The organism is Plantactinospora sonchi (genome assembly GCF_036422035.1).
Lineage (GTDB): Bacteria > Actinomycetota > Actinomycetes > Mycobacteriales > Micromonosporaceae > Plantactinospora > Plantactinospora sonchi.
Window position 1 is genome coordinate 1 of the sequence record NZ_JAZGQK010000010.1, and the last position, 15,471, is coordinate 15,471.

Consider the following 15,471-nt stretch of genomic DNA (forward strand, 5'->3'; position numbering starts at 1 on the left):
GGGGGGGGTGTGGGGGGGTGGGGTGTTGGTGTGGCCGCGGGGCGCCGCCGGGGGGGGGGGGGGGGGGCGGGGGGGCCCGGCCCACCTCGACCCACTCCTCACCCCAGGACGGGACCAGGCCGGCGTCGCGCAGGGCCGCGTAGAGGGATCCGGACAGACCTCGTTCGGGCAGCTCACGCAGGGGACCGGTGGCCGGGATCCGGCTCCGCTCGATCGAGATCGCGGTGCCGCCGGCCAGGGCGCGGAGTCGGTCGACGGCGACGTACTCGGTGGTCGGCAGGTCGAACCGGTCGGCCAGTTCGGGCTCGTGCACCAGGGCCAGGCGGAGCATCCGTACCGTCGTCGGCACCCCCTGCTCGGCCAGCGCCCGTGCCCAGCCGAGCCGGTCGTCCAGCGGACGGCCGTCGAAGGTGACGAACGAGCCCTTACCGGAGTGGGTGGAGATGAGGCCCCGTTGGCCCAGCTCGGTGAGGGCCTGCCGGACGGTGTTCCGGCTCACCGCGAAGCGCGCGGCGAGCGCGTGCTCGCCGGGCAGTTGTGCACCGTTCGGTAGCCGTCCGCCCCGGATGTCCCGGGCCAACTCGTCGGCGATCCGCTGGTGCTTCAGTCGGGCAACCTGTCCAGACATGTCCAGTAGGTTAGCCCTGAGCTGCCGCTATCGACAACCACGGTGCACCGGCGGCGGAACTGGAGGTCCTCAGACCGTCCGTTCCGGGTCAGCGGTGCGGGCCTGCCTGCGGTCGGCCACCGTCAGGAGCCCGACCAGCAGGATCATCACGCCGGCGAGCGCGCCGACATGATTCTGGAGGGCGAGAACCCACAGGTACTCCGGCGGAGGGAACGACGGCACCACGGCAAACGTGAAGGCGGCCTTCCAGGTGCCCCAGGCGAACAGGAATCCGGACGCGGTCCAGGTCAACAGCATCGCGGTACGTCCCCGGAAGTCCGCGCGGCGACGTGTCAGGCTCCATACGCCCCACGCGCCGATCAATGCCCACAGTCCCGTGTTGACCGTCAGGACATGCCACTGCGGGTCACGAGCGTCCAGCGTCGCGGGTTGAAGACCCAGGGTCCCGCCCAGACCCCAGAAGATCTGCGGCAGCCCCAGGACAACACAGATCGCCGCCGCGAACCGTGCGGTCACGTCGCGCACACTCCGGAAGGCGGTGCCGACGGAGTCGTCCGTTGGTCGGCCGGTCAGGGCGCCGGGCCACCTCTGCCCGGCGTAGATCGGTACGGCGATCGCCACACCGAGTCCGAACCCGGCGAACGACACGGTCAGCAGACCGGCCTCCCAGCCGGGCATGGCCGGATCGGTGCCACCACCACCGGCGTCGCCGACGGGAGACAGCACGAGCAGGATGGGCAGGACCGGGATGACCGGCACCAGGAAACCCGCGCCGATCCACGCTGGCAGCAACATCAGCCAGCCGGGAACGCGCATGCCCCACCGCTGTCCCAGAGCGAGGCCGAGCAGGATCGCCAGGCCCGACATGCCGACCGTCAGCCCGTTGATCGCAGCCCAGTCGAGCCTGCTCCAGGCCCCGTCGTGCAGTCCGCCGCCCCGTAGGCCGTGCAGCGTCCAGAAAATCTTGATGACGAAGTAGGGCGCCATCGCCGCGGCCGCCGAACACCCGGCGACCCGCCGCACCGTCGTCCACCGTGATCCATCGAGACCAGCTCTTCCGGTCATCTCCGCTGGTGCCGGTGAAACACCCACACCGTGTCCTTCCTGAGGCGCCGGCCGTCCCGCACCGGAAGTGTGGGCGCCCGTGATCCGGCCGAATGCTCCGTGTTCCCGGGAGCATCCTTGCCGGACAAGCCTGTGGAGGGGCTGAGTGCGCGACAGCACCGGACCCGACTCGGCTCACCGTCTGGCGGGGCCGGCCGAACCGGTCGGCCGGCCCACTCTCCGAACGGATCAGACCGGTTGTTCGCGACTGGCCAGCCCGGCCGGCGCCGCGGCGAGCGCCGCCTGGATCGCCTCGACCAGGGCCAGTGCCGACTCCTCGGTCAGCTCGACGGCGACCCGGGAACCCGGCCCGGCCGCCGGGTTCAGGAAGTCGATGTTCACCGTGTGGCCGTACGGGGCGTGCGTCGGATGGTCGACGTAGACGCTGGTGTCGGTGACCGGGAACCAGCCGGCGGCACCCTTTCCGCTGCCCTCGACGGTACGGGTCACCGTGACGTACGTGCACATGTCGGCCTCCTCAGGCGCTCAGTTGACGGTCGAAGAAGGCGCGGATCTTCTGCCAGCCGTCGACCGCGGCCTGCGGCCGGAAGCTGGGCCGGTCGACCGCGAAGAACGCGTGGCCCGCCCCCTCGTAACTGTGGAACTCGTGCGGCTTGCCGAGCCGGGTCAACTCCCGGTCCAGTTCGGCCACCTGCTCCGGCGACGGGGCCTGGTCCTCCACGCCGAACATCCCGAGCAGCGGGCAGCTCAGCGAGGGCGCCTGGTCGAGCAGTGGTCGCATCTTGACCGGGAAACCCTCCGGCGGCTCGCCGACCACAAACGCGCCGTAGCAGTCGACGGCGGCGTCCAGGGGCAGCCGGCACGCGGCGAGAAACGCCTGACGCCCACCCGAGCAGTAGCCGATCACGCCGACCTTGCCGTTCGCCCCGGGCAGTCCACGCAGGTGGTCGGCGGCGCCGGCGACATCGCCGACCAGCCGGTCGTCCGGTACGCCGCCACGGGCCCGCGCCGTCGCCGCCGCGTCGTCCGGGCTCGCCCCCGGAGCCTCCCGGCTGTACAGGTTCGGGCAGATCGCCGCGAACCCGTAACTGGCCAGCCTGCGGGTGATCTCCTTGGTCGGCTCGTCGTAGCCGGGCATGTGGTGGATGACGACCACCCCGCCGCGCGGCTCCGACCCGAGCGGATGAGCCAGGTACGCCTCTATCTCGTCGCCGTCCGCTCCGGTGATCCGGACCGTTCCGGCCTGCATCGCGTCCTGCACGTTGTGCTCCCGTCTGTCCCGCCGGGATGGTGTCTGACTCGGGTCGCCGCCGACGTCCGGCAGCTCTCCCACCAGCGTCCACGGCTTCCGCCCGGCGCGATCGTTAGCCTAGGGCAACGATCTGGTTCCTGCCTGCCGACGTCCGGACCAGGTGGTTCGTGGCCCCGTCCGGCACCCGTCCGGCAGCACCGCACCAGGCCCTTCTTTGTCGGACTGTGTTCACCCCATTCCTCCACGTGTCACGCCCCCGTAGTCTTCGCTCCGAGGCGCGGCCGTAGCCGTCCGTCGCGCCGCCGGCCCGGCGGGCGATGACGGACCAGCAGGCGAGGGGGCACCGTTGAGCAGCGGTTCGGCGAACATCGAACGGCAGGGGTCACGGCGGATCAGTCGTTTCCTGTCCGAGGCGCGGCTGGGCTGGGTCGACGCCCGGTTGATGATCCTGATGCCGGGTCGGGAACGGGCGCTGCGTTTCCTCGCGGTGCTGCTCTTCGCCCAGCGGGCCAGCTACGTGGTGCCCGCGTTCGTCGGGATGACCACCTCGGCGGAGCGTTACCACAGCCCGGCACTCAACATCACCCTGCTCCTGCTGATGCTGCTCTGGAACGTCGCGCTCGGCGTCGGGGTGTGGCGCCGGGGCTGGTTCAGCCGTGCCGACGTGATGGTGGACGTGACCGTCGCCGTTGTCCTCCTGGTCGTGGTCAATGCCAACATCCGTACCGGCTACGAGCTGAGCGCGGCGAACTGGGCCGGCAAGTTCGCCCTGGGTACGGCGGCACTGGTCGGCGCCGTACTGGCGCTGCGCGCGGTCTTCGTCGCGCTCGGGGTCGTCCTGGTGACCGCTGTCGCGGCCGCCGCCGTACAGATCGGCGGGCTGCCGCCCTGGGAGTCCGGCTTTGTGAACCACGTGAACTCGAGCATCTTCTTCGCGTTCATGCTGCACTTCATGCGTCGGTTCCTCTGTGCACAGGCCAGCGCGGTCGACGAGGCGACCCAGCGCAGACTGGCGGCGGAGACCGCGACGGCGGCCGGTGCGGCCCGGTTCGCCGAACGCCTGCACCACTACCGGCGGCTGCACGACACCGCGTTGGCCACGTTGACCGCGATCGCCCGGGGCGGGCTGGACCACCGGACCGCCGAGGTCCGGCGGCGCTGCGCCCGCGAGGCGGACTACATCCGGCAACTGTTGACCGAGGACCAGGCGGAGTCGGTGACCACGCTCGGCGCGACCCTGGCCGAGGTGGTCGCCGACGCGGGGGCCCTGGACCTACGGGTGCACCTGCGGTCGGTGCAGATCCCCGGTCGGCTGCCCCGGCACGTGGTGGAGGCGATCCGTGACGCGACCCGGGAGGCGTTGAACAACGTCGCACGGCACGCCGGCACCCGGGAGGCGTGGCTCACCGTCGACTGGCACGACGACGTGCTGGCCGTACGGGTGGTGGACCGTGGGGTCGGTTTCGACTCCGAGCGGGCCGGCCCGGGCTTCGGGCTGCGCCGCTCGATCGAGGGGCGGATCCGGGAGATCGGTGGTGAGCTGCGGCTCTTCTCCGAGCCGGGGCACGGTACCTGTGTCGAACTGTTCTGGTCGGAACATGGTCCACAGCACCCGGACCACGACCCGGAGGACCCGGCCGAACCATCGTCCGACACCGTGGACCTGCGCACCGGAACCCAGGTCGGGGGCCGGCTCGCGGCGCGGTGAGTGTGCGGTCAGCCCAGGGTCGAGGGCCGGAACGCCCGCGACGGGATCACGTCTGACCGCCCAGAGTGGGTGATCCTGCCCCCGACCCGCCCGACCCAGGCCCGTCCGGCCCCGACCCGCCTGGCCCGGACCAGCGCAGCCCGTCCTCGCGTACCCGGTCGGCGAGGTCCAGTTTGGTGTACGTCGGCCGGCCCACGTCGTGGTACTTCGCCTTCACCCGGTCCAGGTAACGCCGCGCGGTGGCGGGCTGGATGCCGACCTTGCGCGCCGCCGCGGTCAGGGTCATCCCCGACGCGTACGCGACGAGCACCGCCCGCTCCTGCGGGGCGAGCCGGGGCCGGTCCGGACGGGTGTCGGACGACCAGGCGAAGGCGAGTTCGGGGGAGTGCGCGATCTCGCCCCGGGCGACGGTACGGATCGCGTCGGCGAGCGTCGGCAGGTCGTGGTCCTTGGTCAGGTATCCGGACGCCCCGGCCCGCATCACGTCGACCCCGTGCACCACGTGCGGTACGACGCTCACCACCAGTACCGCCCGACCGGTCGAGACGAGTCGGTGGACGTTGTCGACGGGTGCCGAACCGTCCGCCAGGAGCAGATCCAGTACCACCACGTCGGCGGGTTGCCGCTCGGCGGCGAGCAGTCGGTCGACGGTCGGAGCCGCGCAGTTGAGCCGCAGGTCGGGTGCGGATTCGAGCCAGGCGGCGACGCCGTCCAGCAGCATCCGGTCGTCGTCGACGACCGAGACGGAGATCAACGACACTCCCTGGCACCTCACCCTCGGCGGCGATCGCGACGTCGGGATCGATGGATGGCGGGACCCGGATCGTAGACCGGCGGTTGTGCACCGTCAAGACAGCACTTCTGCACTCTGGCCCCGAATCGCCACGATACGTGACCATCGCCGCAAAGCCCGGGACACCTGTGCGGGACCGCCCTGCCCGCTCGGCCGGGTCCGGGGCCGGTCCGGTGGGTGACCGGACGGCACCGGGCCGCTCGGCCGAACGCGCCGACGGGCTCGCCGACGGCGACGAGCGGGAGCGGGACGTGATCGAACGAGACGTACGGGTCGAACCGGCCGGGTCGACGGGTCGTCCGCCCGGCGGAGCGACGCGGGGAGGCACCCGGTGAACGCGGCCCCGGCCGGCTTCGTGGAGCTGGTCCGCGCGGCGGTGGCCGCCGGCCGGCCGGCCCGGGTGCCGGTCACCGGCACCAGCATGCTGCCGGCGCTGCCGGCCGGCGTGGTGCTGGTCGAGACGGCCAACTGGGACGAACTGCGCCCGGGCGACGTGGTCGCCTTCGAGTACGAGCGGAACCTCGCCGTGCGCCGTCTGGTCGCGCACCTCGGCGACCGGTTGCTCACCGCCGGGGACAACCTCCCGTTGTACGACCCGCCGGTGCCCCGCCACGCCCTGGTCGGGCGGGTGTCCGGGGTTCCGGACGAGCCGCCGCGCGGATTGTCCGGCGGTCTCAAGGGCTGGGGCGGCCGGCGGCCGGTGGCACCGCCGCGTGGTGTCACCCTGTGGCTCGCCGGCGCGGCGGCCAGGTCGGTCGACGAACGTGACCACCCGGCGCCGGAGACCGGGGTTGTCGACGGGGTGCTCCGGGTACGCCACCTGGCGGGCGGGACGCTCGACCCGGACCGGTTGGCCCGCGCCGTCCACGCCCTGCCCGGTACGACCATCGGCATCTCCGCCACGGCGGTACGCGGGGTGGCGGGGCTGCGGACCGGACTGGTGGAGCCGGAACCGCGTCCCCCGGCACGGCTCGACATCGTGCTCGGCTGCGGGTACGGCCTCCCGTCGCCTTCCGCCCGACCCGGGCCCGTCCTCCCGCCCGACGCGGTACGACACCACCTGCGGGTCGGCCCGCCGCTGTGCGACATCCCGGCGCCGGTGGCGGTCCGGGCGGTACTCGCCGCGTTCGGCGTCGGTGTGCCGTACGCGTTGGCGGCGGCTGCCGGTGCGCGGGTGGCCGTACCGGTCGGTGCCCGCTGACCGTTTCCACGGTCGGGCCGTACGCCGCTGCGGTGGCGGTCCGGGCCGGAGTTCGGCGTGCCCTCGGGCGGGCCGCTGCCGGGTCCGGAGGACGCCCGGCGGTGTCGTCGGGTCGGTGACCGCCGCCGCCCGATGACGACCGGGATCTAGCTCACAGGGTCAACGTGCCCCGGGACACAGGGCCGGGCGGACCCGTAGACTGTGCGGACAACTTCATACCTCATCCAGAGGGGCTGAGGGATACGGCCCGTTGACGCCCCGGCAACCACTTCGCTGTCTCGATGACGAGGCCTCGCGAGGCAGGTGCCAATTCCGTCCCCGCCGCGCCGTGCGGCGCAGGGAAAGATGAGAGGACGGCCTCGCCATGACGTCGATCATCGACGCGACCCACACCCAGACCTCCCCGGTGGCCCCGAACCCGGCCCGTGTCCTCGTCTGTCGCGGCTGTGGCACCGAGTACCCGCTCGTCGCGCAGCACGCCTGTTACGAGTGTTTCGGCCCGCTGGAGGTCGGCTACGACCCGGCCCTGCTGGCCCGGGTCACCCGCGCGCAGATCGAGTCCGGTCCGGACAACCTCTGGCGGTACGCCGCCCTGCTGCCGACGGGTCAGGACCCGAGCACCCGGGTCACCCTCGACCCCGGCATGACTCCGCTGGTGCCGGCCGCCGGCCTCGCCGCCGAGCTGGGCATCCGGGCACCGCTCTGGGTCAAGGACGACAGTGGCAACCCCACCCACTCGTTCAAGGACCGGGTGGTGTCGGTGGCGTTGACCGCCGCCCGGGGGCTCGGCTTCACCCGGTTCGCCTGCGCGTCGACCGGCAACCTGGCGAACTCGGTCGCCGCGCACGCCGCCCGGGCCGGCGTACCCTCCATCGTCTTCATCCCCGGTGACCTGGAGCAGGGCAAGGTGATCACCACCGCGGTCTACGGCGGTGACCTGGTCGCGATCGACGGCTCGTACGACGACGTCAACCGGCTCTGCGGCGAACTGGTCGAGACCGACGAGTTCGAGGACACCGCGTTCGTCAACGTCAACGTCCGGCCGTACTACGCGGAGGGTTCCAAGACCCTCGGGTACGAGGTCGCCGAGCAGCTCGGCTGGCGGATCCCGGCGCAGGTGGTGATCCCGATGGCCAGCGGCGAGCTGCTCACCAAGATTGACAAGGCGTTCAGCGAGCTGGTCGAGATCGGACTGGTCGAGGCGCCGGCGAACGGCTGGAAGGTGTTCGGCGCCCAGTCGGCCGGCTGCAACCCGATCGCCGCCGCACTGCACGCCGACACCGACGAGATCATCCCGGTCCGGCCGACCGGCATCGCGAAGTCGCTCAACATCGGCGACCCGGCAGCCGGCCTCTACGCCCTGGAGGCGGTACGCCGTACCGGCGGCTGGATGGAGTACGTCGACGACGACGAGATCAGGGACGGGATCAGGCTGCTGGCCCGGACCACCGGGGTCTTCGCCGAGACGGCCGGCGGGGTCACCGTCGCGGTACTCAGGAAGCTGGTGGAGAACGGTCGACTCGACCCCGACGCGGAGACCGTCGTCTACAACACCGGCGAAGGGCTCAAGACCCTCGACGCGGTGGCCGGCCAGGTCGGGCCGACGTACCGGGTCAAGCCGTCGCTGCGCGCGGTGCGCGACGCCGGCCTGCTGGGCTGATTTTCCAAAAAACTTGCGCCATGTGTTCGCGTGGCGACCGAGCAGATGCACGTGCAACTTGCAGGTGAGATCCGTTCGGTCGCCCCGGACCGGGTCCGTCCGTCCGTCATGGATGCGGTGCGTAGCTGCTGTTTTGCCACGGGTGACGAAAACACCCCGACGGGGGCTTGACGATTGCATCTGCAGGACGCAAGATGCTCCGTGCGGGAGGGCGCTTCGCCGTAGACTTTCAAAGCTCTTACGACCCAGCGCCGGAGGCGTTGTGCGGGCGTCCCTCCCGACCAAATCTTCTTCAGCCGGCTGACGTCGGCGATCGACCGGCATACCCCGTCGATCCGGGTGCAGTCGCCGGTCCCGTGTTCAACGACGATCCGCCCGCCCGGGCAACGGGGATAATCGGTCGCGTTTTCGCCGCCGCTTCGGCACCCTCGGGGTCATGGACATCGTGGTCACCGCCTTCGATCCGGGCGACGACGCCGCCGTCGAGCAGGCGTACGGGATCCACGCCGAGGTCTGGGCGGCTGAGCAGCCGGACGCGGCGCCGTACTGTCGTCAGCGTTTTGTCGGCGGACTCCGGAACCCGATGCCGGGTGACGAGCAACGACACATGCTGGCGTATCTCGACGGCGTCGCCGTCGGCTACCTGGAGATCCGGCTACCGCAGCTCGAGAACCGGGAGAACGCGACGGTCGTCCTCTCGGTGCGGCCGGCCCACCGTCGGCAGGGTGTCGGCCGCGTGCTCTACGACCACGCTGTCGGACTCGTTCGCGACCTCGGCCGGAAACGGATGCTCGGCGAGGTCTTCAACATGAACCCGGACGGCGCCGCCGATACCCCCGGCGACGCCTTCGCCGCCGCGATGGGGGCGCAGCCCGCGCTGACCGACATCCGCCGCCGGCTCGACCTGGCCGCACTCGACGAACCGGAACTGGACCGGCTGCTGGCCGCCAGCCGGGCCCGCGCGGACGGCTACTCGACGGTCTTCTGGACCGGCCGGACCCCGGACGAGTACCTCGCCGACGTGGCCTACCTGGACAGCCGGCTGATCGAGGACGCCCCGCTCGGTGACATCGCCTGGGAGCCGCCCGAGCCGGACTCCGCCCGGATCGTGCAGGCGGAGGATTCGATCATCGCCCGGGGCGCCCGCTGGTACAACTGCGGCACCCGGCACGACGCCACCGGCCGGCTGGTGGCCTGGACGGCGATCACGATGAGCGCCAGTTCCGACACGCACGCCTTCCAGTCGATCACCCTGGTCGAGCCGCGCCACCGGGGCCACCGGCTGGGCACCCTCGTCAAGATCGAAAATCTCCGGTACGTCATGACGCAGGAGCCGGCTCTGCGGGTCATCGACACCTACAACGCCGCGACCAACGGCTACATGATCTCGATCAACGAGGCGCTCGGCTTCCGCGCGGTCGGCGGACTGACCAGCTGGCAGGTGACGCTGTAGAACGGCCGCCCCGGTGACCTGGCCGGTCCCCGGGGCAGGTCGGCGCGGGTCGCAGGCTGGGCCGGGGCGGGTGGCTGCGGCATGATGACGGGATGACGGAGACCCCGCACCCGCTCTTCACCCGGCACGCCGACACCCTGGAGCGTGCGCTGACCGCCATCACCGAACGCGGCTACTGGTCGGCCTATCCCGAGTCGCCCAGCCCCCGGGTGTACGGCGAGACCGCCGCCGCCGACGGTGAGGCGGCCTTCCGGTCGTACCTCACCGGCAAGTTCCCGCTCGACCAGCCCGGCACCGTCGACTGGGTGGCCACCGAGGCGAGCCCGTTCGGCATCGACCTCGGTGTGCAGTACCCGCACGCCGACGCCGAGACCCTGCTCGCCGCCGCCGCGACCGCGCTGCCCGGCTGGCGGGACGCCGGCCCGCAGACCCGGGTCGGGGTCTGCCTGGAGATCCTCGCCCGGCTGCACGCACACATCTTCGAGCTGGCGAACGCGGTGCACGCCACCAGCGGCCAGGCCTTCGTGATGGCCTTCCAGGCCGGCGGCGCGCACGCCCTGGACCGGGCGTTGGAGTCGCTCGCCTACGCGTACCGGGAGATGACCCGGCACCCGGCGACCGCGACCTGGGAAAAGCCGGCCAAGGGCGAGCCGCTGCGGATGACCAAGACGTTCCACGTGGTGCCCCGCGGGGTGGCCCTCGCCATCGGCTGCAACACCTTCCCGACCTGGAACACGTACCCCGGCTTCTTCGCCTCGCTGGTCACCGGCAACCCGGTGGTGGTCAAGCCGCACCCGCGAGCCGTCCTGCCGCTCGCGATCACCGTCCGGTACGCCCGCGAGGTGCTGGCCGAGGCGGGCTTCGACCCGAACCTGGTGCTGCTCGCCGCCGAGGCGCCCGGTGAGCGGCTCGCCTCCACGCTCGCGCTCCGCCCCGAGGTGCGGATCATCGACTACACCGGCTCCACCGAGTACGGCGACTGGCTGGAGGCGAACGCCCGGCAGGCCGTCGTGTACACCGAGAAGGCCGGGGTCAACACGATCGTCGTCGACTCGACCGACGACTTCGCCGGGATGTGCCGCAACATCGGCTTCTCGTTGGTCCTCTACAGCGGACAGATGTGCACCACCCCGCAGAACATCCTGGTGCCGGCCGCCGGCATCAGCACCGACCAGGGGCACAAGAGCTTCGACGAGGTCGCCGCCGGGATCGCCGGGGTGGTCGGCAAGCTCACCGGCGACCCGGCCCGGGCGGTCGAGCTGACCGGTGCGGTCGTCAACGACGGCGTACTGGCCCGGCTGAACGAGGCCGACGGGGTCGGCGAGGTGCTGCTCGCCTCCCGGACGGTCGACCACCCGACGTATCCGGGCGCGGTGGTCCGGACCCCGCTGGTCGCGAAGCTCGGCGCGGACGCCGTGTCGACGTACGGGCGGGAGTGGTTCGGGCCGATCTCGTTCGTGATCGCCACCGACTCCACCACGCACAGCCTGGCGCTGTTCCGGCAGACCGTCGGCGAACAGGGCGCGCTGACGGCGTCGGTCTACTCGACGGACGAGACGGTGCTGGACGCCACCGAGACCGCCGCGATCGAGTGCGGCGTGCACCTCTCCTGCAACCTCACCGGCGGGGTCTTCGTCAACCAGTCGGCCGCCTTCTCCGACTTCCACGGCAGTGGCGCCAACCCGGCGGCGAACGCCGCCCTCACCGACGGTGCCTACGTCGCCAGCCGCTTCCGCGTGGTGCAGTCCCGCCGCTGACGGTGCATGGAAGGGGCCCTTCCTATCGTTTCCGGTAGAGGAAGGGCCCCTTCCTGACCGGTGTGCGGGTGCGGGCTCAGGCCGCCCGGTACATCTGCAGTTCGCGCAGCGTCGGTACGGTCGGGTGCGGCACCCGTACGCCCGAGTCGACAAAACCGAGCCGCTGGTACGCCCGTACCGCCCGGTTGTTGCCGACCACGACCTCCAGCAGCAGTTCAGGTCGTCCGGTCGCCCGCGACCAGGCGGCCACCTCGTCGACCAGGGCGGCGAGCAGACCACTGCCCCGCCAGGCCGGGGTGAGGTAGACGGCGAAGACGACCGTACGCCCGGGCTGGCCGGGTGCCGCCTGGCCGCCCGCGTGTCCGACCAGCCGGCCGTCGACCTCGGCGACGAACGCGGCACTGCGGTGGCCGGTCGCCATCGTCGCGATCCGGGCCGCGTACTCGGCGTGTGGCCGGGCGGCCGCGTCGGCGAGGGTCTCCAGGAAGGCCAGTGGCGAGTCGGCGAGCATCTCCAGCCGGAGTGCCCGCATCCGCGCGGCGTCGGTGAGCCGGATTCGACGTACCGTCGGCAGCCCGGGTGGGGCTGGGACGGCGGCGGCCGGTCGACGCGGCTCGGCCGGGATGCCGGGTGGTGGGCCGGCGGCGGTTTCCGGTGCGGGAGCCGACACGTGCGTCATGGTCGCACGCCGTACCCCGGACCGTTCCGAGGGGTCACCGGTCCGGTACGCGGCTGCTCAGGTGGGCGGTGACCTGGGCAGCGACGGTTGCCGATGGCTTGTCGCCCCGGTCCGGTCGTCCGGTACCCGGCTGCCTGACCGTTTTGGACTAGTGCGCTGCCGCCCGACCTTGGTGTACGGTGCGGTTTCGGCCGCTTGATTTGTTCGATCCGTCGCACCAAGTGACAGATCCGGCGGTCCCGGCAGGCGTACGTCGACGTCGGGCTTGGTCAGCCCGGCGCGAAGTAAGGAAGTGCACCGTGGCGCAGGGCACCGTGAAGTGGTTCAACAGCGAAAAGGGCTACGGCTTCATCGCGGTTGACGGCGGGCAGGACGTTTTCGTCCACTTCTCCGCGATCGAGATGGACGGCTACAAGGCGCTTGACGACGGTCAGCGTGTCGAGTTCGAGATCGCCCAGGGCCAGAAGGGCCCGCAGGCGGAGAAGGTCCGGGTCATCGCCTGACCCGGGCGGGCCGGTCGGCCCGCCCACCGGACACTTCCGGGCCCACGGCCGTTCGGCTCGTGCTCTGCTTCACCGATCCCTGGCCTGTGGGAAACCGTGGTCAGGGATCGGTCTGACCCGAGGGGTGTCCTCGGCTGATCCTGCGGGGTCCGGGCCACGGGACCCGCTGACCCGGCGACCTCATCCACGCCGGTTGCCTCCGTGGTCCGTTCGCGCCCCGCGCCGAGCGCCACTGCGCTGATCGCCTTCCGGGCTGCCGGACCGCCCCTGGGGTACCCGCCGTGCCGGCGGCGGAGGTGGCCGGACCATCGATCGACGGGCGCCCAGCCCGCCGGCCCGTACGACCTCCGGTGTCCGTTGTTGATCTTTCAGACCCGCGTTGATCCTCTGGGCCCGCTCCGGCGTGCGGCGCGCGCCCCGGCCTGAGACGGTCGGTTGCCCGCCCGGCCCGTCCGCCCGCGCCTGCCGGTTCCTGTCGGTCCCCGTCTGTCGGCCCGCGTCGGCGTTGTCGGTTCCGGGCGTCGGCCTTGCCGGTCCCGATCTGTCTGCCGGTTCGTCCCCGTCTGGCGGTCCCCCGCGGTCCCCATCTGTCGGGTCCGTCCGCCGGGCCGGGTCGACGGTGCTCCGGTCAGGCCGATCCCTGTCTGTCGGGTCCGTCCGCCGGGCGGGTCGACGGCGCCCCGGTCGGGCCGACCCCTGCTCCGGGCCAGCGCGCCGACCGGCTCCGAAGGTCGCCCCGGCAGGAGTTCCGGTCCGGCACACTCGCTTGCACTCGGCATGGGAGAGTGCTAAACAAGTGATTGGCACTCGCGCGTCGCGAGTGCCAAGGTCGGGGCGGTAGGGCCACGGTCGCGGGTTCGTCGTACGGGCACGCGGCACATGGCCGGTCGTCGCGGGCTGTCCGGCCCGGCCAGCGGACGTCACTGTCGCACAGCGCGACGGAGTTGACCAGGCGCTTCGCGCCCGGAACGGCCCCGTCCGCCAGTGCCGTAGTGACGTCCGAAGGTGCGTAATCAGGCGGCAGGGTCGGGGTCGGCAAGACTCCGGCGGCCGTGAGTGTCCAGGAGGACAACGCCGTATGGCCAAGATGATCGCGTTCGACGAAGAGGCGCGCCGCGGCCTCGAGCGGGGTATGAACACCCTCGCCGACGCCGTGAAGGTGACGCTGGGCCCCAAGGGCCGCAACGTCGTGCTCGAGAAGAAGTGGGGCGCTCCGACCATCACCAACGATGGTGTGAGCATCGCCAAGGAGATCGAGCTCGAGGACCCGTACGAGAAGATCGGCGCCGAGCTGGTCAAGGAGGTCGCGAAGAAGACCGACGACGTGGCCGGTGACGGCACGACGACGGCGACCGTCCTCGCCCAGGCGCTGGTCCGCGAGGGCCTGCGCAACGTCGCGGCCGGTGCGAACCCGATGGCCCTGAAGCGGGGCATCGAGGCCGCGGTCGCGAACGTCTCGGAGGAGCTGAGCAAGCTCGCCAAGGACATCGAGACCAAGGAGCAGATCGCCTCCACCGCCTCCATCTCCGCTGGTGACACCAGCGTCGGCGAGATCATCGCCGAGGCGATGGACAAGGTCGGCAAGGAAGGCGTCATCACCGTCGAGGAGAGCAACACCTTCGGGCTCGAGCTGGAGCTGACCGAGGGTATGCGCTTCGACAAGGGCTACATCTCGGGGTACTTCATGACCGACCCCGACCGGATGGAGGCCGTCCTCGACGACCCGTACATCCTGATCGTCAACAACAAGATCTCGACGGTCAAGGACCTGCTGCCGATCCTCGAGAAGGTCATGCAGTCGGGCAAGCCGCTGGCCATCATCGCCGAGGACGTCGAGGGCGAGGCCCTCGCGACCCTGGTCGTGAACAAGGTCCGGGGCACCTTCAAGTCCGTCGCCGTCAAGGCGCCGGGCTTCGGTGACCGCCGCAAGGCCATGCTGGGCGACATCGCCATCCTGACCGGCGGTCAGCCGATCAGCGAGGAGGTCGGCCTCAAGCTCGACGCCGTCGGCCTCGACATGCTGGGCCGCGCCCGCAAGGTCGTGGTGACCAAGGACGAGACCACCATCGTCGACGGTTCCGGCGACGCCGACCAGATCCAGGGCCGGGTCAACCAGATCCGGGCCGAGATCGAGAAGAGCGACTCCGACTACGACCGCGAGAAGCTGCAGGAGCGCCTGGCCAAGCTGGCCGGCGGTGTTGCGGTGATCAAGGTCGGCGCGGCCACCGAGGTCGAGCTGAAGGAGCGCAAGCACCGCATCGAGGACGCCGTGCGTAACGCGAAGGCGGCCGTCGAGGAGGGCATCGTCCCCGGTGGTGGCGTCGCGCTGGTGCAGGCCGGCAAGACCGCGTTCGACAAGCTGGACCTCGCCGGTGACGAGGCGACCGGTGCCCAGATCGTCAAGCTGGCGCTGGACGCTCCGCTGCGGCAGATCGCCGTCAACGCCGGCCTTGAGGGCGGCGTCGTGGTCGAGAAGGTGCGCAACCTGGAGGCCGGCCACGGCCTCAACGCCGCCAACGGCGAGTACGTCAACCTGCTCGAGGCCGGCATCATCGACCCGGCCAAGGTGACCCGGTCGGCGCTGCAGAACGCGTCGTCGATCGCGGCCCTGTTCCTGACCACCGAGGCTGTGGTGGCGGACAAGCCGGAGAAGAACCCGGCCCCGGCGGGTGCGCCGGGCGGCGGGGACATGGACTTCTGAGTCCAGACTCCACGTCGTGAGGGGCGGGTCGCGCGAGCGGCCCGCCCCTTCGTCGTACCGGCGAGCGGCCC

13 protein-coding genes and 1 riboswitch are annotated in these 15,471 nt (G+C 71.5%); of the genes, 7 read left to right on the forward strand and 6 right to left on the reverse strand.

What is annotated here, in order from left to right:
- From V1633_RS12085 to V1633_RS12100, 4 genes are all read right to left on the reverse strand, one after another.
- A partial coding sequence (locus tag V1633_RS12085) for a GntR family transcriptional regulator (RefSeq protein ID WP_331214357.1) occupies positions 1-628 on the reverse strand: 628 nt, incomplete at its 3' end.
- Between the two features lie 69 nt (positions 629-697).
- Positions 698-1,651, reverse strand: coding sequence for a hypothetical protein (locus tag V1633_RS12090; RefSeq protein WP_331214358.1), 954 nt, complete (start codon positions 1,649-1,651; stop codon positions 698-700).
- Between the two features lie 270 nt (positions 1,652-1,921).
- Positions 1,922-2,200: a DUF6295 family protein gene (locus tag V1633_RS12095; protein ID WP_331214359.1), complete on the reverse strand. Its 279-nt coding sequence runs from the start codon at positions 2,198-2,200 to the stop codon at positions 1,922-1,924.
- 10 nt (positions 2,201-2,210) lie between these two features.
- Positions 2,211-3,026, reverse strand: a complete 816-nt coding sequence (locus V1633_RS12100) for a dienelactone hydrolase family protein (RefSeq protein ID WP_331214360.1) — start codon at positions 3,024-3,026, stop codon at positions 2,211-2,213.
- A gap of 265 nt (positions 3,027-3,291) precedes the next feature.
- Here V1633_RS12100 and V1633_RS12105 point away from each other — a divergent pair, with 265 nt between their 5' ends.
- Entirely contained in the window at positions 3,292-4,653 is a 1,362-nt protein-coding gene (locus V1633_RS12105; protein ID WP_331214361.1) for a sensor histidine kinase, read from the forward strand.
- Between the two features lie 46 nt (positions 4,654-4,699).
- On the opposite strand, the gene V1633_RS12110 is transcribed toward V1633_RS12105, so the two are convergent.
- Positions 4,700-5,413: a response regulator gene (locus tag V1633_RS12110; RefSeq protein ID WP_331214362.1), complete on the reverse strand. Its 714-nt coding sequence runs from the start codon at positions 5,411-5,413 to the stop codon at positions 4,700-4,702.
- Between the two features lie 364 nt (positions 5,414-5,777).
- Here V1633_RS12110 and V1633_RS12115 point away from each other — a divergent pair, with 364 nt between their 5' ends.
- The 4 genes from V1633_RS12115 to paaN all read left to right on the forward strand — a co-directional run bounded on the left by V1633_RS12115 (position 5,778) and on the right by paaN (position 11,517).
- Positions 5,778-6,647, forward strand: coding sequence for a S24/S26 family peptidase (locus V1633_RS12115; RefSeq protein ID WP_331214363.1), 870 nt, complete (start codon positions 5,778-5,780; stop codon positions 6,645-6,647).
- A gap of 217 nt (positions 6,648-6,864) precedes the next feature.
- Positions 6,865-6,999, forward strand: a riboswitch (SAM riboswitch).
- A 12-nt stretch (positions 7,000-7,011) separates the two neighbouring features.
- Positions 7,012-8,307, forward strand: a complete 1,296-nt coding sequence (gene thrC / locus V1633_RS12120) for a threonine synthase (protein WP_331214364.1) — start codon at positions 7,012-7,014, stop codon at positions 8,305-8,307.
- A 436-nt stretch (positions 8,308-8,743) separates the two neighbouring features.
- On the forward strand, positions 8,744-9,760 hold the full coding sequence (locus V1633_RS12125) for a GNAT family N-acetyltransferase (protein WP_331214365.1): 1,017 nt from the start codon (positions 8,744-8,746) through the stop codon (positions 9,758-9,760).
- Positions 9,761-9,852: 92 nt separating this feature from the next.
- A complete protein-coding gene (gene paaN, locus V1633_RS12130; protein WP_331214366.1) occupies positions 9,853-11,517 on the forward strand; it encodes a phenylacetic acid degradation protein PaaN in 1,665 nt (554 codons plus the stop codon).
- Positions 11,518-11,593: 76 nt separating this feature from the next.
- Here the strand turns inward: paaN and V1633_RS12135 are convergent, their stop codons facing one another.
- The gene (locus tag V1633_RS12135) at positions 11,594-12,196 is read right to left on the reverse strand and encodes a GNAT family N-acetyltransferase (RefSeq protein ID WP_331214367.1); all 603 of its coding nucleotides are present in this window, start codon (positions 12,194-12,196) and stop codon (positions 11,594-11,596) included.
- A gap of 299 nt (positions 12,197-12,495) precedes the next feature.
- On the opposite strand from V1633_RS12135, the gene V1633_RS12140 reads away from it, so the two are divergent.
- Together V1633_RS12140 and groL are read left to right on the forward strand one after the other, a co-directional pair.
- Entirely contained in the window at positions 12,496-12,699 is a 204-nt protein-coding gene (locus tag V1633_RS12140) for a cold-shock protein (RefSeq protein WP_033342363.1), read from the forward strand.
- A 1,078-nt stretch (positions 12,700-13,777) separates the two neighbouring features.
- Positions 13,778-15,400: a chaperonin GroEL gene (gene groL, locus V1633_RS12145; protein WP_331214368.1), complete on the forward strand. Its 1,623-nt coding sequence runs from the start codon at positions 13,778-13,780 to the stop codon at positions 15,398-15,400.
- The last annotated feature ends 71 nt before the right edge of the window (positions 15,401-15,471 follow it).

Bases quoted from the DNA above. Each gene is read 5' to 3' on its own strand.
- V1633_RS12095 (WP_331214359.1), bottom strand. From the start codon at position 2,200: ATGTGCACGTACGTCACGGTGACCCGTACCGTCGAGGGCAGCGGAAAG.
- V1633_RS12125 (WP_331214365.1), top strand. From the start codon at position 8,744: ATGGACATCGTGGTCACCGCCTTCGATCCGGGCGACGACGCCGCCGTC.
- paaN (WP_331214366.1), top strand. From the start codon at position 9,853: ATGACGGAGACCCCGCACCCGCTCTTCACCCGGCACGCCGACACCCTG.
- groL (WP_331214368.1), top strand. From the start codon at position 13,778: ATGGCCAAGATGATCGCGTTCGACGAAGAGGCGCGCCGCGGCCTCGAG.
- V1633_RS12135 (WP_331214367.1), bottom strand. From the start codon at position 12,196: ATGACGCACGTGTCGGCTCCCGCACCGGAAACCGCCGCCGGCCCACCA.
- thrC (WP_331214364.1), top strand. From the start codon at position 7,012: ATGACGTCGATCATCGACGCGACCCACACCCAGACCTCCCCGGTGGCC.